Source organism: Streptomyces sp. NPDC048291 (genome assembly GCF_043201715.1).
Classification (GTDB): Bacteria; Actinomycetota; Actinomycetes; order Streptomycetales; family Streptomycetaceae; genus Streptomyces.
This window is the reverse complement of sequence record NZ_JBICZC010000021.1, coordinates 170,498-196,996: the sequence shown is the minus strand read 5'-3', so window position 1 is coordinate 196,996 and position 26,499 is coordinate 170,498. Positions and strand designations below refer to the sequence as shown.

19 protein-coding genes are annotated in these 26,499 nt (G+C 71.9%); 4 read left to right on the top strand and 15 right to left on the bottom strand.

The features are described from left to right. The 3 genes from ACGF5O_RS44605 to ACGF5O_RS44595 all read left to right on the top strand — a co-directional run. Positions 1-180: hypothetical protein (locus ACGF5O_RS44605; protein WP_393815673.1), on the top strand; the 180-nt coding region annotated here is incomplete at its 5' end. Further along, entirely contained in the window at positions 177-1,628 is a 1,452-nt protein-coding gene (locus ACGF5O_RS44600; protein WP_393815672.1) for an alpha-amylase, read from the top strand. The genes ACGF5O_RS44605 and ACGF5O_RS44600, both read left to right, overlap by 4 nt. Before the next feature lie 327 nt (positions 1,629-1,955). Continuing rightward, complete coding sequence (locus tag ACGF5O_RS44595; RefSeq protein WP_393815671.1) at positions 1,956-2,405, top strand: hypothetical protein; 450 nt, start codon at positions 1,956-1,958, stop codon at positions 2,403-2,405. Positions 2,406-2,420: 15 nt separating this feature from the next. Here ACGF5O_RS44595 and ACGF5O_RS44590 read toward each other — a convergent pair whose 3' ends face one another. The 14 genes from ACGF5O_RS44590 to ACGF5O_RS44525 form a co-directional block, all read right to left on the bottom strand. Then, positions 2,421-2,888, bottom strand: coding sequence for an SsgA family sporulation/cell division regulator (locus ACGF5O_RS44590; protein ID WP_393815670.1), 468 nt, complete (start codon positions 2,886-2,888; stop codon positions 2,421-2,423). A gap of 89 nt (positions 2,889-2,977) precedes the next feature. Further along, a complete protein-coding gene (locus tag ACGF5O_RS44585) occupies positions 2,978-3,247 on the bottom strand; it encodes a hypothetical protein (RefSeq protein WP_393815669.1) in 270 nt (89 codons plus the stop codon). Between the two features lie 110 nt (positions 3,248-3,357). Then, complete coding sequence (locus ACGF5O_RS44580; RefSeq protein WP_362594573.1) at positions 3,358-4,011, bottom strand: BON domain-containing protein; 654 nt, start codon at positions 4,009-4,011, stop codon at positions 3,358-3,360. 154 nt (positions 4,012-4,165) lie between these two features. Beyond that, positions 4,166-5,161, bottom strand: coding sequence for a LysR family transcriptional regulator (locus ACGF5O_RS44575; protein WP_393815668.1), 996 nt, complete (start codon positions 5,159-5,161; stop codon positions 4,166-4,168). 114 nt (positions 5,162-5,275) lie between these two features. After that, the gene (locus ACGF5O_RS44570; RefSeq protein ID WP_393815667.1) at positions 5,276-7,942 is read right to left on the bottom strand and encodes an ATP-binding protein; all 2,667 of its coding nucleotides are present in this window, start codon (positions 7,940-7,942) and stop codon (positions 5,276-5,278) included. A gap of 115 nt (positions 7,943-8,057) precedes the next feature. Further along, a complete protein-coding gene (locus tag ACGF5O_RS44565) occupies positions 8,058-10,745 on the bottom strand; it encodes an AAA family ATPase (protein ID WP_393815666.1) in 2,688 nt (895 codons plus the stop codon). A gap of 225 nt (positions 10,746-10,970) precedes the next feature. Next, the gene (locus tag ACGF5O_RS44560) at positions 10,971-12,920 is read right to left on the bottom strand and encodes an amino acid transporter (protein ID WP_393815665.1); all 1,950 of its coding nucleotides are present in this window, start codon (positions 12,918-12,920) and stop codon (positions 10,971-10,973) included. Between the two features lie 86 nt (positions 12,921-13,006). Next, positions 13,007-13,744, bottom strand: a complete 738-nt coding sequence (locus ACGF5O_RS44555; RefSeq protein WP_393815664.1) for a YoaK family protein — start codon at positions 13,742-13,744, stop codon at positions 13,007-13,009. Then, a complete protein-coding gene (locus ACGF5O_RS44550; protein WP_393815663.1) occupies positions 13,725-14,249 on the bottom strand; it encodes a DoxX family protein in 525 nt (174 codons plus the stop codon). The genes ACGF5O_RS44555 and ACGF5O_RS44550 overlap by 20 nt, the downstream gene beginning before the upstream one ends. A gap of 36 nt (positions 14,250-14,285) precedes the next feature. Further along, complete coding sequence (locus tag ACGF5O_RS44545; RefSeq protein ID WP_393815662.1) at positions 14,286-14,948, bottom strand: hydrolase; 663 nt, start codon at positions 14,946-14,948, stop codon at positions 14,286-14,288. 83 nt (positions 14,949-15,031) lie between these two features. Next, the gene (locus ACGF5O_RS44540) at positions 15,032-16,921 is read right to left on the bottom strand and encodes an amidohydrolase (protein ID WP_393815661.1); all 1,890 of its coding nucleotides are present in this window, start codon (positions 16,919-16,921) and stop codon (positions 15,032-15,034) included. Between the two features lie 66 nt (positions 16,922-16,987). Beyond that, complete coding sequence (locus ACGF5O_RS44535; RefSeq protein WP_393815660.1) at positions 16,988-17,473, bottom strand: hypothetical protein; 486 nt, start codon at positions 17,471-17,473, stop codon at positions 16,988-16,990. 320 nt (positions 17,474-17,793) lie between these two features. Then, entirely contained in the window at positions 17,794-17,961 is a 168-nt protein-coding gene (locus ACGF5O_RS44530) for a hypothetical protein (protein WP_393815659.1), read from the bottom strand. Positions 17,962-18,048: 87 nt separating this feature from the next. Next, complete coding sequence (locus ACGF5O_RS44525) at positions 18,049-20,784, bottom strand: AAA family ATPase (protein ID WP_393815658.1); 2,736 nt, start codon at positions 20,782-20,784, stop codon at positions 18,049-18,051. Positions 20,785-20,925: 141 nt separating this feature from the next. On the opposite strand from ACGF5O_RS44525, the gene ACGF5O_RS44520 reads away from it, so the two are divergent. Next, complete coding sequence (locus ACGF5O_RS44520; protein ID WP_393815657.1) at positions 20,926-23,697, top strand: ATP-binding protein; 2,772 nt, start codon at positions 20,926-20,928, stop codon at positions 23,695-23,697. Between the two features lie 58 nt (positions 23,698-23,755). On the opposite strand, the gene ACGF5O_RS44515 is transcribed toward ACGF5O_RS44520, so the two are convergent. Continuing rightward, positions 23,756-26,497: an ATP-binding protein gene (locus ACGF5O_RS44515; RefSeq protein ID WP_393815656.1), complete on the bottom strand. Its 2,742-nt coding sequence runs from the start codon at positions 26,495-26,497 to the stop codon at positions 23,756-23,758. Between the last annotated feature and the right edge of the window lie 2 nt (positions 26,498-26,499).

Genomic DNA, 26,499 nt, shown 5'->3' with positions numbered 1-26,499 from the left:
GAGGACCCGCACTGGAAGGACCTGATCCTGTTCTACGAGTACTTCCACGGCGACAACGGCGCCGGCCTCGGCGCCTCCCACCAGACCGGCTGGACCGGCCTGGCAGCCGTCACCGCCACCCTGTTCCGTCTCGTCGGCGCCGGGGACTGGGGCGCCCTGAGGGAGGAGCCCCTGTCATGACAGTGATCTACGAGATCAACACCCTGGTATGGCTGGGTGAGTTGACCACTCGGTACGGACGCCCCGTCACCCTGGGCGAGGTGCCCGAGGAGGTGTGGGACGAGGTCGCGCGGCCGGGTATCGACGCCGTGTGGCTGTTGGGCGTGTGGGAGCGCAGCCCGGCGGGACTGGAGATCGCCCTGCGCAACGAGGAGCTGCTCTCCTCCTTCCGCCACGCCCTGCCCGACCTGACCACCGGTGACATCGCCGGATCGCCGTACTGCGTACGGAACTACGTGGTCGACCCGGGCATCGGCGGTCCGGCGGGACTCGCCGAGGCACGCGCCCGGCTGGCCGCGCGGGGGGTGCGCCTGATCCTCGACCACGTCCCCAACCACGTGGCCCCCGACCACCCCTGGCTCACCGAACGCCCGGACTGCCTGGTCCACGGCACCCCCGACGACCTGGCCCGCGACCCCGAGGCGTTCCTGAAAGCGGGCGATCAGGTATATGCGCGTGGCCGTGACCCGTACTTCCCGCCCTGGCCGGACGTGGTCCAGCTGAACGCCTTCGCCGACGACCTGCGTGCGGCGGCCGTGGAGACGCTGGTGTCGATCGGCGACCAGGCGGACGGGGTGCGCTGCGACATGGCGATGCTGCTGATGAACGACGTGTTCGCCAAGACGTGGGGACATCGGGCGGGAGCTGCCCCGGCGGAGGACTTCTGGTCGTACGTCATCCCGAAGGTCCGGGAGCACCACCCCGACCTCCTCTTCGTCGCGGAGGCGTACTGGGACCTCGAATGGGCCCTCCAGCAGCAGGGTTTCGACCACTGCTACGACAAGCGGCTCTACGACCGCCTCGTCCACGAGGACGCCGAATCCGTCCGCGCCCACCTCCGGGCCGGCCTCGACTACCAGCGGGGGCTCGTCCGGTTCCTGGAGAACCACGACGAACCCCGGGCCGCCACCGCCCTGCCCGGCGACCGGGAGCGGGCGGCGGCCGTCGCCGTCGCCACCCTGCCCGGCGCGACACTCTGGCACGAGGGCCAGTTCGAGGGCCGCCGGGTGCACCTGCCCGTGTTCCTCTCGCGCCGGCCGCAGGAACCGGCGGACGAGGCCCTGCACGACTTCTACGACCGCCTGGTGACCGCAACGGCCCACGTACGCGAGGGCGACTGGCAGCTGCTGGACTGCGCGGGCTGGCCGGACAACGACACCCACCGCAATCTGCTGGCCTGGTCCTGGTCCGCCGGCCAGGACCGGTACGTCGTCGTGATCAACTACTCGGACCGGCCCGCTCAGGGGAGGCTTCCGCTGCCCTGGACCGATCTCCGCGGGCGGTCGTGCACTCTGGCCGAACTGCTCGACGAGAACACCTACGACCGGGAAGGCGACGAACTGGCCGGTCCCGGCCTGTTCGTCGCGCTCGACCCCTGGCACTGGCACCTGCTCTCGGTCCAGCGGTAGCCGAGGGGGCTCCTGCCCGTCACCCCAGGTGCCACCACACCCTGCTCGTGCGGACGCCTGCGTCCCTACGGGCTTGTTCCCGGACGCGTCCCTGTACGCGCCGCCAGCGCGGGCCTCTTCGGACCGGTCATGTCGCCTCCTCCGGGCGGCTGAGCGGTCCCTGGGGGGCGTGGCCGCGATCGTGATCCAGGTCCGGCGTGACGGCTTGAGTCGGACGACTGAAATGCCTACCTCGCGGCGGGAACGCACAGGACGACCGGGATGCGGCCTTCAGGACAGTCGTCCGACCGAAGTCCGGCCCGGTTCCGGTCACCTAGCTTCGGAGTCATGAGAACGATACGAGTGACGTCTCCTGTGACCGTGGTCGTGAAGTCCCCCGACCCCAGGTTCGGTTGTGCCATCGCCACCGCGCTGCGAGAGCGGCCCCGCGTCCGCGTGCTGCGACCGGATCAGGAAGCACGGGCGGATGCGCTGCTCGTGCTGGCCAGGGAACTCGACGAACAGGCCCTCGCCCTCATGCGGGTGGCGTGGCGCCCCCAGCGGGAACAGGGGGCGCGGATCGTGCTGGTGGCCCAGTACGTGGGCCCCGGTCAGCTGCTGCGGGCCGTGCGTCATGGGCTGGTCGGCGTGCTGCCCCGGCACTCGGGGCTCGACCAGATCGTGCTCGCCCTGCTGCGTACCCGTGAGGGCCGCAGGCACCTGCCCGACTCCGCTTTCGCCGAGGGACTGGATCTGCGCCATCGCACCCAGGCCCTCGACGGTGCGGAGCCCGGGTAGGCACCAGGGGGACCGTCAGCGGTCCCCCTGCGCCAGGACGCGTGAGAAGGACTCGTCCCAGTCCATCGACAACCCTTCCGTGCCGAAGGGTACGGACTTGAGCGTGCCGACGATCCACCTGCGCACGGGGGCGAGGCGGATTTCCAGAAGCGCCGCACCACGCCGTCCCTGCAGCAACACCCAGAGGCTGTTCCCACCATGGCGTGGGCACGGCGGCAGGATCCGGACGTCGCCGTCGCCACTCGGCTGGTGCATGCCCGCGATCAGCAGGTCCCGCGAGAGCGCCCATGTGACGACGCCTCCGGCGGAGTTGGAGAACTCGACGTCCACCTCGAGGGGCAGGGACTCGTCGTAGCTGAAGCGGGCCTGGAGCGGCAGGCTCTCGTCCAGGGACACATGCAGCCAGACCGTCAACGTGAGATCCGGGCAGTCCTGTTCGGCGGAGCGTATGTCCCCGCGTGGATTGTTCTGCGGAACGGCCATGCGCTTCCCTTTCTGTGCTGATTCGTACCGAGGTTCCTGAACTGCGCCCGGCGCGGCCTGCAGGCCGCGCCGGGACGAGGCACCCCGGCTCAGCCGGCCAGGTGCCTCAGGCTTCGCCGCTGGTGGACGATGACGTAGCCGAGCAGGGTGTAGCCGGCCAGGTGTCCCACGGAACGGGCGAGCCTGTGACGCGGGGTGGCATGGGGTCGGTGATGGTGTTCGGGTTCGCGGGAGACCGGCCTGGTGCCGGCGATCAGCGCGAGGGCGTCCCGCAGCAGGCGTTCGAGATCGGCGCCCGGCTCGCGGAACAGGCCGTGGTCCTTGGTCTCCTTGGTCCGGGATCGCGCGGTGTTGTGCATGCGTGCTTCCTCCTGTCGTCCTGGTCGGACGGTCGGCGAAGAGAGCGGGCCGGTCCCACGGTGTGCTCCCGGGGAACCGGCCCTGGTGCCGCCCTCTTGCCGACCGGGTGTCAGCCGGTGATGTAGAGGTCGTCCTGCACGTCGTAGACGCCCGGGGCCATCCAGGCGGCCGCTATCACCGCGTCGTGCTCCGCCCAGGTGCGGACATGGCCGGTGAGGACGACCGTGTTCTCGTTGGTGGTGATGCCGACGTCGCTGTCGTCGAGGATCAGCGCGTTGCGGTCCAGCGCGTCCTGGACCAGCAGGGTGACGTCGACCGGGTCGGCGTCGTCGGCGATGTCGATCTTGTTCTTGACGTTGCGCACGCCGGTGAGCCCGGAGACCGCGTCTTCGGCGGCCCCGCGCTCGGAGCCGTACCGGACGATGCCCGTCAGCGTCAGATTGCCGTCGTTGGCGGTCGCCTCGACGCCCAGCGGCACGGCGATGTTCATCAGCAGCACGTTGTTCGCCGTCGCGGCCAGCGTCGCGTCGTCGCGGTAGTGCTCGGGCGGCAGTACCACCTCCAGGTGGTTGTGAACCTTGGTCACACCCGCGACGCGCCGCGCCGCGTCGGCGGCCTCCACGTACTGCAGGTAGCTCGGGACGGTGCCGGTGAGCCTCACCTCGCCGTTCAGGTTGTGGACGGTGATGTCCGTCGCGTCCACGAACGGGTCGAAGGCGAGTTCCGCGTCGACCGCCTGGTGGATGTCCTTGGTCTTACCCATCGGGGGATCCTTCCGTTCCTGGTGAGGGCCGCGCATTTCTGCGCCGTCATCAGTTCACCGCGAAACCCCGGTGTCCGTGAAAGCGATCCCGACGATACTGGTATTGGTCGGCTCTATGGATTTCGTGTTCCGCGGTTGCGGTTGGGACTCCGGCTCAGACGGCGATGTTTTCCGCGGTGTCGAAAAGCATCTGCTGCACTTCACGGGGCAGGTCCGCGCTCCACACCAGACCGGCGGTGGCGGAAAGCCGAGACCGCTCGACGCGGACGGGCACCATCTGGTGGCACGCGGCGTCGGTCGCCGGCCGTGCCTCGCTCCCCACGCGGTGGCACGGGCCCGTCAGGACGGCGCTGGGCCGGCTCCCGGTCGCGGCGAAGGCCAGCGTCATGGGCAGCGACTGTCTGAACGGCGGGTCGGTGAAGTCGAAGCGCGGGTTGCCGGTCCGCAGCACGGTGCGCCATGCGTCGTACGTTCCGGGATCGAGGCGGCGTGGCCCGTGGATGATGTCCATGCGGGCGAGATCGTCGAGGCCGATGCCTCCGTGTGCGGCCGCCGGGTGCTGTTCAGGGACCCAGACCTCGGGTTCGAAGACCCCGATCTCCATGACGTCGAGAGGGTCCGGCAGCGTGCGGTCGGCCGGGCTCATCCAGCAGAGAGCGGCGTCGGCCCGCCGGTCGAGGATCGAGGAGAACTCCGCGTCCAGCGCCGTCTCCAGCCAGGTCACGTCGACATCGGCGGCGGCGGAGCGCAGTCTGGAGACGGCTTCCGCGGCGAGCGTGGACGGCAGGTGCGGCTGGACGATGAAGCGCAGGCGGGACCGGCCGAGACCGGCCGCCCGCCGGGTCCTGCTCACTCCGTGATCGACCAGGGAGAGGACGGCCCGGGATTCCTCCAGCAGTACGATGCCGGCCTCGGTCAGCCGTACGCCTTCCCGCCGTCGTTGCAGCAGCGGTGTGCCGACGAATTCCTCCAGGCGCCGAATCTGCTGACTCAGTGTCGGCTGCCCGACATACATGCGTTCCGCGGCATGAGTAAAGGTGCCCGCTTCGGCAACCGCCACGAAATAGCGCAGATGGCGGAGTTCGATACCCTGGGGCGCCGAATCCTCGGAATCGAGCAAGAAATCCGATCCGTTCTCGGCTGTTTCCATGCGGTCACATCCGGCGACTTGTGAGAAGCGGACTCCTGTCATGGTGCCGGAAGCCGGGGCGCCGGGCTTGCGTCATCCGACTGCCGCGGTGTCTTCACTGCCGCGGTCGCCGGATCATGTTCCGCCGCGGTACATCGTCACCACCGCGGTGGGCAGGCTGAGTTGCTCCGCTATCTCGTCGTCGGTCAGCCGCAGTGCGGCCAGCTCGGTGATCTGTGCGAACCGGGCTGCGCACGCGTCGGGCCAGACGAGCGGGGCTCCGGTCGCCCGCAGTTCGAGCCGCGCCTCGTCGCCCCACGGGAGCGCGCCGATCCGGTCGAAGGCGGACTGCGCCGAGAGCAGCAGCGACCGTGCCTGGTCGAGCCGCCCCAGGCGGCGCGACCAGGAGCCGTAGGCCAGCTCGATCTTCGCGCGGGCGTACGGCCAGCTCGACAGGTCCTTCCGCAACGCCGCCAGGTAGAAGTCCTCGGCGTCCTCGTCGGCGGCCAGGACGGCGCGGGCGTACGACAGGTGGACGTGCAGGATCGGTGACGGCGTCTCCTGCGCCAGGAGCTCCAGATCGGCCACCACGGTGCGGGCGTCCTCGCGGTGGCCGGCGCGTACGGCCGCGTCCGCCAGGAACATCAGGCTCGTGAACCTCTCCCGCTGGTGGAAGCTCGGATCCTCCGGATCGAACGCCCGCCGCAGCATCCGGTACGCGTCCCGGTTCCGGCCTTCCGCCAGGTACGCGGCCCCGCGGGCGAGTTGAACGCAGGACAGCAGATCGTTCAGGAGGCGGCGGGCCGCTTCCATTTCGGCCTCGGCGGACAGCCGCAGCGCCTCCTGTGTGTCGCCGAGGAGCGCCTTCAGGACGGAGTCGCACACCAGCGTCCCGGTCCGCCACACCGGCTGCCCGGTCTCCACGGCCAGCCGCTCGCCTTCCTCGGCCGCGGCGGCCGCCCGCACGAGGTCTCCGAGCACCAGGTGGATCATCACCTGCATGGACAGCACCTGGGACAGCAGACCCAGACGGCCTTGCTCGCGCAACGTCATCTCGGAGTGCACGAGCAGTTCGGCCGCCAGGGCCTCGTGCCCCACCGCGTGCGCCGCCATGCCCAGTACCCGTAGGACGTCGGCGTTGTCGCCGGGGTCCGCCGCGTTGAGCGCGTCCATGACCTGCCGGACACGCAGTACCGGTTCCGCCACCGCCAGGGTCGCGACGCAGCGCGGGTCGTCCGCGGTCTCGGGCAACTGGTCGACGCAGTCGGCCACACGCTCCCGGGCGGCCGGCCCGGTGTCGGCCCACCAACAGCGCAGGGCCGCCCCCAACAACAGGTTGAGCGCCAGATCGGCATCGGCCGCGGCGGCGGACCGCAGGGCGATGTCGCACAGCTCGTTGACACGGACGGCGTCGCCGGGGATGCCGTCGTCGAAGATCTCGCGGAGCCATTCCATACGAGCCCGGTCCAGGTCGGTCAGATCGGTCCTGGCCGCCGACTGGAGCAACGCGTTGACCATGTCGCCACGGCCCAGTCCGAAGGCGTGCTCGGCGGCCATCAGCAGCCGGTGTCCGCGCCGCGCCGACCAGCTCGTCAGCTGTGCCGACCGCTCCAGGTCGGTGATCGCCGCTATCACCGCGCCCCGGCGCAGGGCCTGGGCGGCGTTGGCCTCGAGATCGTCGGCGATCCGGTCGTCCGGGCCCACGATCGACTGGGCACGGTGCCAGGTCCGCCGGTAGGGATCGGCCATGACATCGGCCAGCGCACTGTGGGCCGACTGGTGCCGGGCCAGGGTTTCGGCCTGGAGGACGCCCGACCGCATCAGGGGATGCAGGAAGGCTACGCGGCCGTCCCGCACGGTCACCAGCCCGACCGCCTGCGCGGGGGCGAACACCTCGGGAGTGACCTCGTCCGAGCGCAGGACCGAGACCGCCGCGATGATTTCGGTGAGGTCGTCGGTCGGATCGACGGCCGTGACGAGCAAGGCGTCCCGGGTCGCCGAGGGCAGCTCGGCACCGCGCCCCGCAAACGCGTGCTCCAGCCGGTCGGACAGGCTCAGCGGACGCAGGCCGGCGTCCGCGACGAGCCGGGCGCCGCCGCCCGGCCGCAGAGCCGTCATGGCGACCGGCAACTCCCGCAGCGCCAGCGGATTACCATGTGCCTCATCCCGGATGCGCCGCCACTCGGCCGGACCCAGCCCGGGGGCGTGATCCGCCAGGATCCGCGCCGCCGCGTCGTCGTCCACGCCGCCGACGTCCAGCTGCGGAAAACGGGCGTTGAGGAACGGGCCCGTGTGGCCCGTGCGCATCACGGCGATGATCACCACTGCTCCGGTCACGCGCCGCGCGACGAACGTCAGCACCTCGTGCGACTGCGGATCCAGCCACTGCACGTCGTCGGCCAGGACCAGCACCGGCTCGTCCTCCGCCACGGCCGCCAGCAGGTTGACGACCGCCATGGAGATCAGGAACGGCTCCGGCGGCGGGCCCTCGGCCAGCCCGAACGCCGCCGACAGGGCATCGCTCTCGTTCCGCGGAAGCAGCGAGACCCGGTCGAGGACCGGACGGACCATCTGGTGCAGTCCCGCGAACGGGAAGCCTGCCTCCGCCTCCACGCCGACCAGCCGAAGTATCCGGAAGCCCCGGTCCCGCCCCTGGGACTCCGCCTCGTTGAGCAGCGACGACTTGCCGATGCCCGGATCCCCGAGTATCAGCAGCACCTCGCTCCGCGGCGGCGTACGGTCGAGGAGCCCCGTCAGCACCGCGATCTCCCGCCGCCTTCCGACCAGCATCGCCGTACCCATGGCTTCCTTCCGACGACCCCTCAGTGCGGCCACGGTAAGCACCCGGCGCGGTCGGCGGCTTGGGTCATCCGACTGATCCCGGGTGCTCATCCGGTGCTGCGGCGCGGGGCTGGTCTCAGCCGTCGGTCACGGCCGTCTCCGGCCGCTCCAGCACGGACCCCAGCTCACCGCGCGACCTGATTCCGAGCTTGGGGAAGACCCTGTAGAGATGAGCCGCGATCGTACGGGGCGACAGGTGCAGTCGTTCCGCCATCTCCCGGTTGGAGAGCCCTTCCGCGGCCAGGCCGGCGATCAGTTTCTCCCGCGGCGACAACAGGTCCACGACGGACGGGAGCGGGCCGTCGCCTCCCTGAGTACCGCTGTGCCCGGCCCAGTCGCAGGCCCCGACGAGTTCGAACGTGGTCCGCGCCGCGAGCAGCATCGGGCGCGCCTCGGCGGACTGGCGCCGGCGCCGCAGCCACAGTCCGTACGCCTGTTCCGTCCGGGCCTTGACGAGCGGCCAGCGGGCCAGGTCCTGGCCCAACGCCGCCATGTACAGTTCCTCGGCCGCGGACTCGGGGGCGAGCACGGCCCGTGCGTACGGCAGTTGGACGTGCAGCAGCGGGGCGGGGGTGACGCGCGCGACCTCCTCGAGCTCCGCGAGCACGTCCGCTGCGTCACGGCGGGCGCCGCTGCGGTCCGCCGCCGTGGCGAACGGCATCAGCGCGGTGAAGCTCTGCCACGTCAGACGCTCACGGGGTTGGTCGAACAGCGGCCTCAGCTCGTCGTACGCCTCGGTGTACTGCCCGGCACCGAGCCGTGCGTGGCCGCGGGCCAGCCGCAGCCCCGGGACCAGATCGGCGCGCTCCCATGCGGCCACGGTGTCGGCCAGCTCCAACGCCCGCTCCATTTCCCCGCGCAGCCCGGCGGCGACCGCGTCCAAGCCGGTCAGCGCGGCGATGGAGCCCGGCTGCCGGGTCTCGGCGACGATCCGGCGCGCTTCGTCGGCGATGGTCGCCGCACGCGGCCAGTCCCCCAGCAGCAGCAGGTCGGCGGCCTGGGTGAGGAGCACGGCCGACAGCAGGCCGAGCCGGCCCTGATCGCGGAAGACCGGTTCCGCCCGGCCGAGCAGGTCGACCGCGCGGATCGGGTCGCCGATCGCGTGCGCGGCCATACCGAGTAACCGCAGCCCGTCCGCGTCGGGGAGAGCCGACACCGCCGCGGTCGACGGCAGCCGGTCGGCCACCGCCCGGCCGCGGAGCACGGGTTCGGTCAGCGCGAGAGCCGCGATATGGCGCGGGTCGCTCGTGGCCGTCAGCCGGTCGGCGGCCGCGACGATGCCGGCTCGCCGGGCGGAGCCGACATCCGCCCCTTGTGCCCGCAGCGCCGCACTCAGCAGCAGGTCGAGGGCCAGGCCGGGATCGCCGGCCGTAGGCTCGGTGATGTCGAGCGCGCGCGCCGGGACCGGCTCCGCCTGCGGGCCTGCCTCGGAGATGTCGCGCAGCCACCCGGCCTTCGCCCGGTCCGTGCCGCCGAGCTGCTGGCGTTCGGCCTCGTCGATCAGAGCGTGGGTCAGGCGTGTGCGGCCGAGGCCGTACGCGTGCTCGGCCGCACCCAGCAACCGCTGTCCCCGGGTGGCCGAGTCCGTGGTCAGCTGCGCCGATCGCTGGAGCGCCCAGATGGCCGCCACGACTCCGTGACTCCGGAGCAGGGGAACGTGGGCATCCGCCAGTTCGTCCGCCAGTTCGTCGTCGGGGCCGTTGACGGACTGGGCACGATGCCAGGTGCACCGGTCCGGATGGTCGGCCAGCACCTGCGCCAGAGCGGCATGGGCGGCTCGCCGCCTGGCCGGGGCCTCGGCATCCAGCACCGCGAACCGGACCACTGGATGAAGGAAGTGGACTTTCGTCCCGTCGAGCCGTATCAAACGGGCTGCGACCGCGCTGTCGAGGGCGTCCACCGGCACCGGCCGACGTGTCAGAACGGAGGCGGCCGCCAGGACTTCCGAGAGTTCTCCCGTGTGGGTGACAGCCGCGATCACCAGGGCGTCCCGCGCCTGGTCCGGCAGTGCGCCGAGCCCGCCCGCGAACGCCGTGGTCAGGGCGGAGTTCACCGGCAGGTGGGCCCATGCACCTGGAGGGCCGGCCGGGTGCCATGCTGCGGGGAGTTCCACCAGCGCGAGCGGGTTGCCGAGCGCCTCCCCGAGCATGCGCTCGCGAACGGCGGCGGGAAGCGCGGCCGCACGACGGGCGAGCAGCCGCCGCGCCGAGGCTTCGTCCAGCACCGGCACGTCCAGCACCGGCATGCCCGGAAGAGTCCATCCGCTGCGGAGGGCCGCGAGGATGACGACCGGGTCGTGATCGGCCCGGCGCGCCATGAAGGCCAGTACTTCCTGGGAGGGCCTGTCGAACCACTGCACGTCGTCGGCGATCAGCACCACGGGCCGCTCGGCCGCCCTCGCGGCGATGAGGTTCAGCGCGGCCAGCGCCACCCTGAAGGTCTCCGGCGGCGGCGCCGACCCGGTCTCGAACGCCGACCGCAAGGCCCTGTCCTGTCCCGCGGGCAGTGAGTCCGCCGAGCCGAGCACCGGTTGCAGGAGTTCACGCAGGCCGCTGAAGGGTGCGTCACCGGCGCGCCCCGCCGCCCCGATCACCTGCCATCCCGTGGACCGGGCATGGTCGGCGGCGGCCCGCAGCAACGCGGACTTGCCGACGCCGGGGCGGCCCTGAAGTGCCAACGCGCCACCGGTACCGGGCAGCCTCCCGGTCAGTTCCCGCAGGATCCTCAACTCTCCGTCGCGTCCAAGGAGTTCGGCCTCGTGCATGCGTCCCCACAGTCTTCCCGGTACGCTCCGCCCTTCTCCGGGAATCGTAGAAGTTCTTCAGCGGCGGGCCTTGAGTCAAATGACTGCCGGAGCATGCCCGTACTCCGACGTGAACGTCGAGGCGTCGTCGCCGGCGACGTTCGCCCCGCTTCTGCACGCGGCCGGCCTCGGCCACTGCCCGAGGTGACGCTCTCGGCGTCGGTGCCGCTGGAGCGGCGGCGGCGCTCAGCCGACGTGGACGCGAGGGCGCTTCGCCCGGTCGGGCTCCGCCTCGCGGAGGACCTCGCGGGTGACGGTGGCGACCTCGCCCTGGCCGAAGAGGAAGAAGCGCAGGAAGTTGGCGAAGGGGTTGCCCTCGGACCATTCGAAGTACATGTGCGGGCGCTGGCCGCTCAGATCGCGGACGTGCAGGAGGAACGCGGCCAGGGCGTTGGGGACGGCGGAGTGCTCCACGGTCAGCACGCGGTAGCGGCCGTGCAGGACGTCGCCGCGTACGGTCAGGTACGCCTCGAACTCCGAGGGGTCCGGAACGGTGACCTCGACGAAGATCAGGTCGTCTTCCGGCGGGACCTCGTTGTCGGCCCTGATCTGCTGGATCTTGTCCCGGTACTCGGCGGCGTCGCGTTCGTCGGGCTCGTTGGCGATGAAACGGATGGTGCGGTGCGACGTGTCGCGGACGAAGCGTTCCGCCATCGGGTCCAACGACACGCCGGTGACCCGCAGTTCGAAGGCGCGGGCCAGCCGGGAGGCCAGGGAGAGGATCATGATGCCCGCGATGAAGCAGGCGCCGATCTTGACGCCGTCGGGCCGCTCGACGACGTTGACGACGGTGGTGTAGACGAACACCACCGAGATCACGGCGAACGCGACGGTCCGGTTGCGCTGTCCGGCCCGGTGGGCCGCGATGGTCACCGCGACGGCCGCGGAGCAGATGAGCACGAGCACGCCGGTGGCGTAGGCGCCGCCCTGGGCGTCGACGTCGGCGTCGAAGATCCAGGTGACCAGGAACGCCACCAGGATGAAGACGATGACCATGGGCCGCACCGCGCGGGCCCAGTGCGGAGCCATTCCGTAGCGGGGGAGGTACTGCGGCATCAGGTTGAGCAGTCCCGCCAGGGCGGAGGCGCCGGCGAACCAGAGGATCGCGATGGTGGCGACGTCGTAGACGGTGCCGAAGGCGCTGCCGAGATGGTCGTGCGCCATATACGCCAGCGCCCGTCCGTTGGCGGCGCCGCCGGGCTGGAACTCCTCGGCCGGGATGAGCAGGGTGGTGATGAGGCTGGAGGCGATCAGGAACCCGCTCATGATGAGCGCGGCCGTGGTGAGGAGCTTCTTGGTGCCGCGGATCCTGCCGCTCGGCCGCTCCTCGGTGTCGCCGGGGTCGCCCTCGACGTGCGGCATGACCGCGACGCCGGTCTCGAACCCGGACAGGCCGAGTGCGAGCTTGGGGAAGACGATCAGCGCCACGCCGATCATGGCCGGGACGTTGCCGTGTTCCGCCGTGAGCGCCGTGGTCCAGTCGGTGATCACGTGCTCTTCGGTCGCCAGCTGCCACAGGCCGGTGACCATGATGACCGCGTTCAGCGTCAGATAGACGCCGACCAGGGCGGCGGCGACACCGATCGCCTCCAGGAACCCCTTGAGGAACACCGCCCCGAGCAGCGCGATGAGCAGCAGCGTGACGAGCATCTGCCGGCCGTGCAGCCAGTGCGGCGCATGCGGGTTCTCCAGCAGATGGACGGAGGAGTCCGCCGCGGACAGGGTGATCGTGATGAGGAAGTCGGTCGCGGCGAAACCGAGCAGCGTCAGGACGAACAGCTTGCCCTTCCAGAAGGGCAGCAGCCGCTCCAGCATGGCGATCGAGCCCTGACCGTGCGGGCTCTCCTCGGCCACCCGGCGGTAGACGGGAAGCGCGCCGGTCAGGGTGACCAGGACCAGCACGATGGTCGCCACGGGCGACAGCAGCCCCGCGGCGAGGGCGGCGATGCCGGGCTGATAGCCGAGGGTTGAGAAGTAGTCGACGCCGGTGAGGCACATCACCCGCCACCAGGGCTGCCCCTGGTGGGCGCTGCGCTTCTCCGCCTGCGGCCCCGTCTGGTGCCTGGCCATGTCCGACAGGCCTTCCAGGAGCCATGCGTGAAGTCGATTCGTACGGGTGGGGGCGGGCGCTGGCATCACGAGCTCCTGGCGGGTGAGGGACAGGTCCAGCCCGTCGGGGAGGACGGCGCCTCTGTCCGAACGGGGTCAAGACTGCGTGAGCCTCAGGACGGCGGCCGGGTCCATGCGGCGCCGGTGGCGGACAGACGCCGGGTCACCACCGTGGTGAGCGCCAGGAGCAGCAGGGCAAGGCCCAGGACGAGCACGAGATGTCCGTGCAGCAGGAGCGCCGCGCCGACCAGGGCGCCGACCAGCATGGCCAGCACGGACAGGATCCGCCGGCCCTGGCGCGGCGCCGCGTCGGGCCCCGGGGCCGAGTCCGCGGCCAGCCCCGTCAGCGTCAGCGTCAGCACGGTCGTGGTGAGGTCGGGGACGGCGAGGCGGCGCGCCACCGCGTTCTGCAGTCCCATGGCGAGCCCGAGGGCCATGATCAGCGTGTACTTGACGGCGGTGGTGACCTCGCCGTCCGTGGCCGCCGTGACGGCGACGGTGACGGCGACCAGGAGCGTCTGCGCGCCGGTGGCCGCCGTCAGCAGGCGTCCGCGGTTCGCGGCGTACCGGCCTGCCAGCCTGCCGCCGGCCAGCGCGCCGAGGAGGAACGCAGCCAGCGCGACGACGGAGGCGAGCGCGGACAGGCTGGGGGCGCCCGCCAGCGCGAAACCGAGGAACACCACGTTTCCGGTCATGTTGGCGACGAAGACGTGCCCCAGCCCCAGATAGCTCACCGCGTCGACCAGCCCGGTGACCACGGTCAGCGTCAGCAGGAGCGGAGGCAGCGGGCCGTGGCGGTCCCCCGTCGGCGGCGCGAGCGTGCGGGCGGCGTCAGTCAGCAGCCTGCGCATGGGACACCCCCTCCGGTGCGGTGGCTTCCTGGTGCAGTACCAGGCGGGTCAGCAGTCCGCTCGCGGGGCCGGTCACGATCGCCGTGAGGGCGACCCACACCGGCCACGGGGTGAGGCCCAGCGCGTGGTCGAGGGACCAGCGACCGGGCCCGGTGAGGGCCAGCGCCGCACAGGCGGCGACGAGGACCAGCGGGTACTCGTAGCCGTCGTGCTGCACCCACAGGCCATGGGGCCGTTTGACGGTGGCCGCGACCGTCATCACGCCCATGGCGGCCATCGCGGCCGGCGGTGTGAGCAGGCCCGCCGCCAGGAACAGGCCGGAGCCGAGCTGGCTGACGCCCGCGACGAGCGCGGTCAGCCGGCCGCCGCGGAACCCGTCGCGGCGGAACTCCTCGGTCCCGCCCGCCAAGCCGTTGCCCCCGAGCCGGAAGCTCACCTTCTGTACCCCGTGGCCGGCGATGAGCAGCCCCACCACCAGCCGGAGCACCAACAGTCCGGCGTCCATCGCGCCCTGCCCGTCCCTGACGTCCGCGTGTCCCGGTCAGCCGGCGGCGTGGGCGCCGAAGACGGCCTGCGCGTAGACGATGCCGAGGCCGTACGCACCGCCGTTCTCCTTCACCACGTCCGTCACCGCGCCGTACGTCTCGGTGCGGGCCCAGTCGCGCTGCAGCTCCAGCAGCACCTGCAGCCAGGTGACCGGGACGGCCCCGGCGCGCACCATGCGCTGGATCGCGTGCTCGTGGGCCTGCGGGCTGACACCGCCGGACGCGTCGGTGACCACGTAGGCCTCGTAGCCCTGGGCGAGTGCGGAGAGCACCGGCAGGACGACGCAGACCTCGGTCCACAGCCCGGCCATGACGAGCTTCTTGCGGCCGGTCGCCTTGACGGCCGCGACGAAGGAGACGTCCTCCCAGGCGTTCATCGTGGTGCGGTCGATGATCTTCTGGTCGGGGAAGACCGCCGGCAGCTGCGGCATGATCGGGCCGGAGAAGGACTCGGCGGCCACCGTGCTCAGCACGACCGGCACGTCGAACGCCTTGGCGGACTTGGCCAGCCCCACCGTGGCGTTGATGATGGCGGTGCGGTCGCCGCTTCCGGTGCCGAAGAACATCTGCGGCTGGTGGTCCACGAACAGCACCGCGCAGTTGTCGGGGGTGAGCAGGTCGGGGCTGGGAGCCGCGGCGACCTCGGCGATATCTACCATGAGGGTGGACCTTTCTGGGTGGGGAGCCGGTGATCGGTCTCCCGGGAGAGGGCGGCTCGAACGCCGGCCCCTTCCCGGGGAGTTCAGACGACGAAGCAGGGGTCGAAGACCGAACTCGGGCCGTCCGGGGCGAGACCGCGCGCCACGCGCCACCGGCGATGCTGCTCCGACTCGGCCGCGGCCTGCCCGAGCAGCTCCGCCTGGCGGGCGCCGGCGACGGCGGCCGGGTGGGCCGCCTGGTAGCCGCCGAAGTGCGCCACCGGGCTCCAGGCGGGGCTGACCGACGGCAGCTCCTCGTCGAGGCCTTCGTACTCACCGGCGGCGTAGACGATCCGGCCGCCGGTGACCGTGAGCAGCGACTCGATGTGCGCGATCGCAGGCTCGGGCACGGTGAAGAAGTCGTCGGACAGGACCGCGAGGTCTGCGTGGCATCCCGGCCGCAGGACGCCCTTGACCTGCTCCTCTCCGGTCAGTGCGGCGCCCGCGCGGGTGAACATCGCCAGCGCGGTCTGCCGGTCGACGCGGTTCGCCGGCGGGCGCAGGACCAGATCGCCGGCGTTCCGGCCGCTGACCAGCCAGTGCAGCGCGACCCACGGGTTGTAGGACGAGACCCGGGTGGCGTCGGTGCCGCCGCCGACGGTCAGGCCACGGTCGAGCATGGCCCGGACGGGAGGGGCGTCGGCGGCGGCACCGGGTCCGTAGCGGCGCAGGAACGCCCGGCCCTGGAACGACAGGCGGTTCTGGACGGACATCGCGCCGCCGAGGGAGGCGATGCGGTCCAGGCTGTCGGCGGAGACGGTCTCCGCGTGGTCGAACAGCCACCGGTTCCCGGCCGGGAAGAGTCCTTCCGCGGCGAGCTTCTCGAAGACAGCGAGATCGCGGCGGATGGTCTCGTCGTACGTGGCGTGCAGCCGGAACCCCCACCCGTTCTCCATGAGCAGGCGCACCGCCTTCTCGAACTCGGCCTCGTAGCCGGAGGCGAGCTCCGGACGCGGCTCGGTGAAGTTCTCGAAGTCGGCGGCCGCCCAGGTGAGGTTCTCGCCCGCCCCGTTCAGCCTCAGCCACGCGTCGCCGTCCTCGGGGCGGACCATGGAGATCCAGCGGGTGAGGTCGTCGATCTCCTGGCCCGCGGTCTGCGGGAACAGGTGGTAGGCGATGCGCAGCGACAGCTGCCCGGCCTCGGCGAGTTCGATGACGGTGGCGTAGTTGTCGGGGAAGTTCTGGAAGCCGCCGGCGGCGTCGATCGCCGACGTCAGTCCGAACCGGTTGAGTTCGCGCAGGAAGTGGCGGGTCGAGGTCTTCCGGTCGTCGCCCTCCAGCACCGGCGCCTTGGCCAGGGTCGAGTAGAGGATGAGGGCGCTGGGCGCGGCCAGCAGCATGCCCGTCGGTGCCCCGTCCCGGCCGCGTACGATCTGTCCGCCCTTCGGGTCGGGCGTGTCCTTGCCGAATCCGGCCGCCTTCAGCGCCGCCCGGTTGAGGATCGCCGACTGGTACAGGTGCAGGACGAACACCGGTGTGTCGGGGGCGGCGGCGTTCAGCTCCGCGACGGTCGGCAGCCGTTGTTCGGCGAACTGCTCGGCCGACCAGCCACCCACCACCCGCACCCACTGGCCCTTCGGGGTGCGTGCGGCCTGTTCCCGCAGCATCGCCAGGCCCTGGGCCAGCGTACGCACCCCGTCCCAGCGCAGCTCCAGCACGTAGTTGAGCCCGCCGCGGATCACGTGCAGATGCGCGTCGTTGAGGCCCGGGACCATCCGCCGGCCGAGGGCGTCCACGACCTTGGTGGCCGGCCCGATGTGCGCGGCGACGTCCGTGTCGTCACCGACGACCGTGATGACGCCGCCGCGGACGGCCAGGGCCTCGGCCTGCGGGCGGCCCCGGTCCCCCGTGTGGACTTTCGCGTTGCGGACGACGAGTTCCGCGGGATCGTCGGCGGCCTGGGGGACCAGGCCGCCGACCGGAATTGCAGACATGTTCGCCGGACCTCCTCGGGGTTGGGCGTCTTCGCTGTCCGCCGGCGTTCGGGGCCGGTCAGCGGCTCACTGCGAGCCGTCGGCCGCGTCGTCCGCGTCCGCCCTGGCCAAAGCGGCGTCCAGGGCGGCGTACTCGGCCTCCTGGACGGCCACGATCGCGAAGGTGATCGCGTCGACGGCGTAGTCCTCGGCGTCGTCGGCGGCCCGCTGCAGGCGCTTCACATCCCGCTCCTCCTTGCGCTCCTCGATCTTCTTGCGGGTCGAGGCGACATGCTCGTGCCACGACGTCTGCACCTGGTTCCAGCTGCCGACGACGTTCTCCTCGGCCTGTTTGCCGCCGGCCTGCAGCTTCTGGGCGCCCTGCTCGGCCTTGTCCTTCGCGGCGGACACGGCCGCGGACAGCTTCTGCCGGTCCTCGGCGACGCTCGCCTCCACCGTCCGCTGCGCTTCCTGGGCCTTCTGGGAGAGTTCGGCGAGGCGGCCCGTGGCGCCGCCCGGGGTCTTCTCGGGAGCGGGTTGTGCGGGCTGCGTCTGAGGCGCCTGGTCGGCCATGGTGCGTCCCTTCGTTGACGGACGTGTGCCGTTCGCCGGCACGACGTGCGGGGTGAGCAGGGCGAATCCCGGGCCCGGCTCCGGCGGTGCGCGCGGGGATCGAACTGCCTTCACCCTGCCGGGGGTACGGGCGCACGGCTTCGGTCAAACGACTGGGGCGGCGTCTGCAGCCCGCGGCCGCATCCGCCTACGTATGCGGCCGTGGCGTCCGCAGTCGGTTGACGGAAGTGGCGCACCCACTGCCCGCATACGCCGCTTCGGTAAGGCGTCGTATCGGCGGATCAATCGAGGCCGGCGGCCAGCGCCCGCGGCCGGGCCCCTTACTCCCCGCCCTGGCCGGACGTGGTCCAGCTGAACGCCGTCAGCGACGAGCTGTGGACGGTGGCGGTGGACACGCTGGTGCCGATCGGCGACCAGGCCGACGGCGTGCGCTGCGACATGGCGATGCTGCTGATGAACGGCGTGTTCGGCAAGACCTGGGGCGGCATGGCGGCACCGGCGCCCGACGCAAAGTGCTCCCCGGGCAGCTTCTCAAGGAACGCTGCCCGGGGAGGGCGGCTCTTCCTCTCGCCCGATCACCCCTCCTCCAGCCTGGCCGCGAGCTGTGCCCTGGTGGTGATGTTGAGGATGGGAAAGATCCGGTACAGATGGGAGCCGACGGTCCGGGGGGAGAGGTAGAGCCGTTCTCCGATCTCCTTGTTGGACAGGCCGTCGGCCGCGAGCCTGGCGATCTCGAGCTGCTGCGGCGAGAGCTCGTCGAGGGCCGAGGCCTGGCGCTCGGACATGCGCTCGCCGGATGCCCTCAGCTCCGCGCGGGCCCGCTCCGCCCAGGCGGTGGCGCCGATGAGCTTGAGGGTGGTCAGGGCCGAGCGCAGTGGGGTCCTGGAATCGGCCACCCTTCGGTGCCGGCGGAGCCACTCGCCGTAGGCCAGTTCGAGCTTGGCGCGGACGAGCGGCCAGCGACTCAGATCGTGGCCGAGCGCGGTGGCATACAACTCTTCGGCATCGGCGTCCTCCGCGAGTACCGCACGGGCGTACAGCAGATGGATGTGCAGGAGCGGTGAGGGCGTGATCCGGGCGACGCGCTCCAGTTCGGCCAGGACCGGTGCGGCGTCCTGCCGGTTGCCGCTGTGCGCGGCGGCCTCGGCGAAGAACATCACTCCGTCGAAGGACTCCCGCGGGTGGTAGGAGGGGCTGGCAGGATCGTAGAGCCTGCGCAGCGCCTCGTACGACAACTCGTACTGCCCGGAGCTGAGCCACGCCAGGCCACGCGCGAGCTGCACACAGCAGAGCAGGTCGTTGAGCCGGTCACGACCGGCCTCCGCCTCCACCTGTGCCGCCATCTTCAGCGCCCGCTCGGTCTCGCCGCGCAGCCCGAAGCGGATCGCCTCCTGGCTCATCGACCCGGTGGTCCACACCGGCTGCCCGGTGTCCGCCGCGATCCGGTGGCCCTCCTCCGAGACCACGAGCGCGCGGTCCCAGTCGCCCATCCACAGATAGTTGTTGATCTGCATGGTCAACACGTGCGACAGCAGGCCGAGCCGGCCTTCCTCCCGAAGCTTCTGTGCTGATCTGCTCAGCAGGTCGACAGCGCGGACGGCGTCGCCCATCGCATGTGCGGCCATGCCGAGCAGCCGCAGGGCGTCGGCGTCGTAGTCGCCCGCCGGTGACATCCGGGAGAGCACGTCGTGAACCACGGCACCGCGCAGAACCGGTTCTGCGACCGAGAGGGCCGCAAGGCGGCGCGGGGTGGTCGCGGGTACGGGAAGGGCCTCGGTGACGGCGGCCACCCGCGCCCGTGCCTGCGGACCCGTATCGGCCCACCAGCATCGCAGTGCGGCGCCGAGCAGCAGGTTGAGAACCAGGTCGAAGTCGCCTGCGGCCGCCGATCGCTCGGCGATCTCGCACAGTTCGAGCACGCGCCCGGCGTCGCCCGGGACACCGTCGCTGAAGATCTCCCTGAGCCATTCCATCCTGGCCCGGTCCAACTCCGAGAGTTCGGTGCGCGCGGCGGCCGTGATCAGCCGGTCGACCATGTCCGCCCGTCCGAGCCCGAACGCGTGCTCCCCCGCCAGCAGCAGTCGCCTGCCTTGCGTCGCCGAGTCGGTGGTGAGCTGCGCCGAACGCTCCAGCGCCCAGACCGCGGAGGTGACCGAACCGCGCCTGAGGGAGATGGTGTGCGTGGCCTCGAGCTCGTCGGCGACCTCGTCGTCGGGGCCGAGGATCGACTGGGCCCGGTGCATGGTGCGCCGGTAGGGGTCGGCGTCCAGCGCCTTCGCGAGAGCCGCGTTGGCCGCGAGCCGACGCGCCAGAGGTTCCTCCTGCAGAATGGCGGACCTGACCAGCGGGTGGCGGAACCGCACCTGTGTTCCGTCGACCGTCAGGAGCCGGGCCTGGATCGGGGCGTGGAACACGCCGACGTCCGCTGCCCGCCCGGACAGGACCGAGGTCGCCGCCAGAATCTCGGAAAGATCGTTGTCATAGTCGACGGCGGCAACCAGGACGGCGTCACGAGCATCGCCGGGCAGGTCGCCGACCCGGCCCGCGAACGCCCGCTCCAGTCGCGCGGTCAACGGCACCGTCGACAGGGGCGCTCGCCTGCCCGCGGTCCCCAACGTCCGCCAGGCTTCCGGCAGTTCCACGAGTGCCAGCGGGTTGCCCCGCGCCTCCAGCAGAATGCGGTCCCGGTCCGCGGCACTCAGATCGGCGGCCCGCGTGGCCAGCACCTCGCGCGCGGCCGCGTCGTCCAGCGCGGCCACCTCGAACTCGGGCAGTCCGGCCCCGGCGAACGGGCTCGCGTGACCGTTGCGGATCGCCCCTACGACCAGAACGGCGTCGCGGTCGACCCGACGGGCGACGAACGTCAGCACGTCCTGGCTGGACTGGTCGAGCCAGTGGACGTCGTCGACGACCACCACGACCGGACGCTCGGTGGCCAGCTCCGCGAGCAGGTTCAGCACCGCGAGAGCGACCTTGAACAGCTCCGGAGACGGTCCGTCGTCGACACCCAGCGCCGACAGCAGCGCCTGCCGCTGGGTCGCGGGCAACCGATCCGCCGCATGGATCACCGGCCTCAGGAACTGGTGCAGCCCGGCGAACGGAATCCTGGCCTCCGACTCGAACCCGGTGGCCTGAAGCGCGCGGTGCCCCACCGTCTCGGCCAGCCGCGCCGCCGCATCCAGCAGAGAGGACTTGCCGATCCCCGGCTCGCCGCGAACCACAAGTGCGCCGCCCTGGGAGGGAAGTCGGTGGATCCGGTCCCGCAATGTCGTGAGCTCGGTGGTCCGGCCAGCGAGATCAAAGTCGACCATACGAGCCCCCAACTTCCCGATCCGACCTGTGGTGAAGATATGAAGATCAGTACGTCCTGTCCTCAGTAAGGTGACTGAAGAAATACTGAAGATGTGCGGTGGGCGCCTTGCGGGCCCCGGCGAAGGGCGGCGACGCGCGCGATGACCGAGAGCTCACGCAGCCGGAACCTGGTGGGCCGCGACGCCGATCTCGGCATGGTGACGGGCCTGCTGGACACCGTCTCCGACCGGGGTCGCACCCATGTGATCAGGGGTGAGGCGGGCATCGGCAAGACCTCACTGCTGGCGGCCGCGGCCACTCAGGCGCGGCGCCGCGACATGACCGTGCTGACCGCCCGGGGTGCGGAGTCCGAACGCCATCTTCCCTACGCGGCCCTGCACGATCTCCTGCGGAAAGTTCTGCCGAAGGCAAACGCGCTGCCCGAAGGTCACCGGGAAGCACTGCTGGGCGCCTTCGGCATGAGTGTTTCCAAACAGGCGCCGGAGCGGTTCTTCGTGGCTCTTGCCGCCCTCGAACTCATCGCCGACGCCGCCTCGGCGCAACCGCTGCTGCTGATCGTGGACGACATGCAGTGGGTGGACGCCGCGAGCCGGGACACCATCGAGTTCCTGGCCCGGCGGCTGGACTCGGAACCCGTCGTCCTCCTGATCGCGTCGCGACCGGTGCCCGAGGACCAGGACCGCACCTTGGGCGATCCCGCTGTCGGCCTCAGCGTCCTGCAAGGGCTGGACCCGGAGGCGTCACGCAGGCTGCTCGCGCTGCATGCCCCGAGCCTGTCGCCGGTGGTCGAACGGCGCATCCTGGACGAGGCGAAGGGCAACCCGCTGGCACTCGTCGAACTGCCGCTCGCCCTCAAGGGACACCCCACGGGCGCGTTCGACGTACTGCCGCTCACCACGCAGTTGGAGCGGGCGTTCGCCGCCCGGCTGACGGAACTCGGTCCCGAAGCCCGGCGGCTGCTCCTGCTCGCGGCCGTGAACGACGGCGACCGGGTCAGGGATCTCGACGCCGCGGCGAAGATCCTCGCGGGGCCTGGGGCCGCGTCGGACAAGGCTGTACTCGACATCAGGCCGGACCTGTTGAAGGTCGACGGCCCGCGGGTGGAGTTCCGGCACCCGCTGGTCCGCTCGGCCGTCTGGCAGTCCGCGACTCCGCAGGAGCGGAGCGCCGCTCACCGGGCCCTGGCGAAGGCTCTCGGCGCAGATCCGGACCGCCGCGCCTGGCACCTGGCGGCGGCCACGACGGGAGTCGACGAGGAGGTCGCGGAGGCGCTGGACGCCGCCGCGGAGCGCGCGTTGGAACGCGGCGCGCCGTCCTCGGCCGAGACGTGGCTCGAGCGGGCCTCCGAACTGTCCGCGGACGACGGCCACCGCGGCGGAAGGCTGCTGCGGGCAGCGGAGATCGCGTTCGAACGCGGTCGCCCCGACAGCGTTCAGCAGCTCATCGACCGGGCCCGTGCCCTCAGGCTGGACCCCGCCGCGAAGGCTCGCCTCAACTGGCTGGACAGCGCCTTCGACGACGGCACCCCCGGTGACGTGGCCGGCGTCCGGCGGCTGCTGGCCTCGGCCGTCCGCGCACGGGGCGACGGTGAGTTCGACCTGGCCGCCGATCTGCTGGTCGGTGCCACCATCCGCTGCTGGTGGTCCGAGCCGGGACAAGCCATCCGCACGGACGTGGTGACCACGGCCGACAGCCTGACCGGCAGCCTGCCGCTGGGCGACGCGGACCCCCGGCTGCTGGCCTCATGGGCGGTGGGCGGCGGGTTCGCCCGCCACCGCCATGTCGTCCACAGCCTTGCCGAGTGGGCCGAGCGCGACGACGTCGACCCCGCGGCCACCGGGCTGCTCGCACGCGCGGCGTTCGTCAGCGGCGAGTTCAGCCGGGCCCTGCGCTTCACCCGCCCCGCCCTGGACGGTCTGCGCCTGCAGGGACGGCTGGGGCTGCTGGCCCAGGTCCTCGTCCTGCAGACGTTCGCCGCCATGTACCTCGGCCGCTGGGATCTCACCGGTCCGGCGGCGGAGGAGGCCGAGCGGCTGGCCGCCGAGACCCGGCAGCCGGTGTGGGAGGCGTGCGCGGCGCTCGGCCGGGCCAATCTCGCCGGGCTCCGCGGCCAGACCGAGGAGGCCGAGAGGCTGCTGGCGAAAGCGGAGCGGGTCGCCCTCCTCAGCGGCAACGAGGCGGTCATCAACGGCGCCCAGCTCTCCCACGGACTCATCGAGCTCGGCCGTCAGCAGCCCGGGAACGCCTTCCACCAGCTCCGGCGCATGATGGACGAGGGCGACCACGCCTACCACCCGGTGCAGCAGGTCTGGGCGATCGACTACCTCGCCGAGGCGGCCGCCGCGAGCGAGAACGTGGCGGAGGGCCGGACGATCCTGGCGGGACTGGAGCCGGTGCTGGACAGCACACCCGCCGGGGGCGTGATGCGCGCGATGTACTACGCGCGGGTGGCGCTCGCCGACGACGGCGACGCCGAGCAGTTGTTCGGGGAAGCGTTCGAGATCAGCGCGGCGGCCTCCCCGTGGTACCGGGCCCGGCTCGACCTCGCCTACGGTGCGTGGCTTCGCCGGGGGCAGCGCATGGTTCAGGCGCGCACCACGCTGCGTTCCGCGCTCAGCGTGTTCGACACACTGGGCGCCGCGGCCTGGTCGGCTCGGGCCGGCCGTGAGCTGCGGGCCACCGGTCTGAAGACGAAGCGCGTCCGGGCGCAGGGCACGCCGCAACTCTCGTCACAGGAATGGCAGATCGCCCGGCTCGCGGCGCAGGGGCTCTCCAACCGGGAGATCGCCCAGCAGCTGTACCTGTCGCACCGGACCATCAGCTCACACCTGTACAACATCTTTCCCAAGCTCGGCATCACCTCACGCGCACAGCTCCGCGAAGCGTTGGCGGCGGACGACCCCGGTCTGTGAGCGCGTCCCAGCGGTCGTGGCCGAGGCCGACGTCATGATCCGACGTCGTGATCCGACGTCATGATTCCGCGTCCGGGGCCGTCGCCAGGACGGCGGCCAGTTCCGCACGCGACGTGATGCCGAGCTTCGGGAAGATCCGGTACAGGTGGCTGCTGATCGTCCGGTGCGACAGGTAAAGCTGTTGGCCGATCTCCCGGTTGGACAGACCCTGCGCCGCGAGCCGGGCGATGTGCCACTCCTGCGGCGTCAGCCGGTCCAGCACGCCGGGCACGCGCCCGCCGCTCTCCTCGCCCGAGGCGCGCAACTCCTGGCGGGCGCGCTCTCCTTCGACGGTGGCACCGAGTGCGTCGAACATGTCACGGGCCGCGCGCAGCGGCGTACGGGACTCGACCACGTTGCGGTGGCGGCGCAGCCAGGCGCCGTACGCCAGCTGGAGGCGGGCGCGATGCAGCGGCCACGCCCTCAGGTCGGCGCGCAGCGCTTCGTCGAACAGCGCCCCGGCGGCGTCGTCATCGGCCAGCATCGGCGCGGCGATGGTGAGGCCTGCGCGCAGCAGCGGGGAGCCGGTGGCGGCCGCGACCTCGGTGAGTTCGGCGCAGCGCGCGCGAGCGGCGTCCTGGTGGCCGCTGCGGCTCGCCGCGACGACGTATTCGGCCAGCGCCCAGGCCCGCATCTGCGGATGGTAGGTGATGTCGTCGGGGTCGAAGACACGCGCCAGCTGCTCGTAGGCCTCGGTGAAGCGGCCCGCGTCGAGAGCCGCGGCGCCGCGGGCCATGTGGACCTGGGTCAGCATGGACGGTATGCCGGCGGTCGCGAGCACCCGCTCGGCCCGGCCGGTCAGGTCGGCGGCGGTCGTGGCATCGCCCCGCCGGCCGGCCACGATCGCCGTCACGAGTTGCGTGCCGGTCGCCCAGAACGGGATGCGGGTCTCGGCGAGAAGCCGGCCGCCCTCGTCCGCCGCCGCCAAGGCGAGGTCGAGCCGGCCGAGCAGGAGGGCCACCCACGACTTGGCGAGCAGGCACTCGCCGAGCAGCCCGAGCTGACCCTGCTCCCGGAGCGTCGCGCTCGCGGCGGTGTGGAACGCGAGAGCCTGGTCGGTGGCCCCGGCGGCCTGGGCGGCGAGACCGAGGAGGTAGCCGGCGGCGGAGACGACGGCGGGCGGGCAGTCACTCAGTCGGCTGCGCACCTCCGCGGCGCGCCCGAGGGGATCCGCCAGCGCCATGATGTTCAACAGGCGCGGATCGGCGTCGTACGCGGCACTCGCCTCGGCCACCACGGCCAGCCGCCGGTAGGACTCCGGTTCCGGGCTGGACCACCAACTGCGCATGACGATGCGAAGCAGCGCGTCCAGCACCAACTCGGTGTCCCCGGCCCGACGCATCCGGTCGGCCATGTCGGCGAAATCCGCGAGCGGCGGCGTGCCGGTGCTGCTGGCCGGGCTGAGGACCTCGCGAAACCAGCGCAGCTGGATCTGATCCCCCAGGTCCAGCTCCAGTGTTTCCGCCTGGTCGAGCAGCCTCAGCGTGGTCTGCCACTGGCCGAGTTCATGGCTCTGCTCGGCGGCGCGGAGCAGCAGATGCCCACGCCGCGCCGGCTGCGCGGTGAGCCGGGCCGCTTCCGCGAGGGCCGCTGCCACCACGGACGTCGCGCCGCGGAGCTGCGCCCTCGCCGCGGACCGTTCCAGATCGGCGGCCACCTCCTCGTGCGGACCCACCGTGGCCGCCGCCCGGTGCCAGACCGCGCGGTCGGGCGCGTCGGCGAGCACCTCGGCGAGCACGGCGTGCATCTGCCCGCGCCGTGCCGCGCTCGCCGCCTCGTGGACCGCCGAGCGGACCAGCGGGTGCCGGAAGCGCACCCGAGTCGCGTCGATCTCGACCAGCCCCGCCGTCACGGCGGGGGCCAGATCCGCCGCGGACACCTCCGTGCCCGCCACCCGGCTTGCCGCGTCGAGCACCTCGGCCGGCGCGTCGCCGCCGAGAGCGGCGGCCAGCAACGCGGTCCGACTCGCCTCCGGCAACCCGGCCAGCCGGGCGGCGTACGCCCGCTCCAGCCGAGCCGTCAGTGGCAGCCACGTGGGCGGGTCGGTGTCATCGGGCCTGCCGCGCAGCGCCGTCGGCAGCTCCACCAGCGCCAGCGGGTTGCCGACCGCCACCTCCAGTACGCGCCGGCGCGTGCGAGGGTCGAGCCTGCCGTAGGAGTCCAGCAGGGCGGCTGCCGCCGCGGGGTCGAGCGGCCCGAGTCGCAGCTCCCGCAGGGCTGCCGTGTCGAGCGGACCGGCGTCCCCCTCGCCGTCGCGGCACGCGGCCGCCAGGACGACGGGATCCGCGTGCAGCCGGAGGGCGAGGAACGCCAGCACCTCGGACGTCGGCCGGTCCAGCCAATGAACGTCGTCGACCACCATCAGCACCGGAGCCCGCCGGGCACACTCGGTCAGCAACTCGAGCGTGGCCAGCCCCACGAGGTGGATGCCGGGGACGGGCGCGTCGACGAGCCCGAGTGCGGCGAACAGCGCGTTTCGCTGAACGGCGGGAAGCACGTCCGCATCGGCACGCACCGGCCACAGCATCTGGTGCAGACCGGCGAACGCGAGATGCGCCTCACCGCTCACGCCCGAGCAGTTCAGCACGAGCATCCCGCGGTCCCGTCCCCGGCCGGCCGCCTCTTCCAGCAGCGCGGACTTCCCGATCCCGGGTTCGCCGCGCACCAGCAGTGCCCCGCCGGCCGGGGAGGCGGCCGACGCGCCGTCCAACAGCGACTCCAGCTGAGCCGTCTCGGAGTCACGACCGATCAGCCCAGCCATGT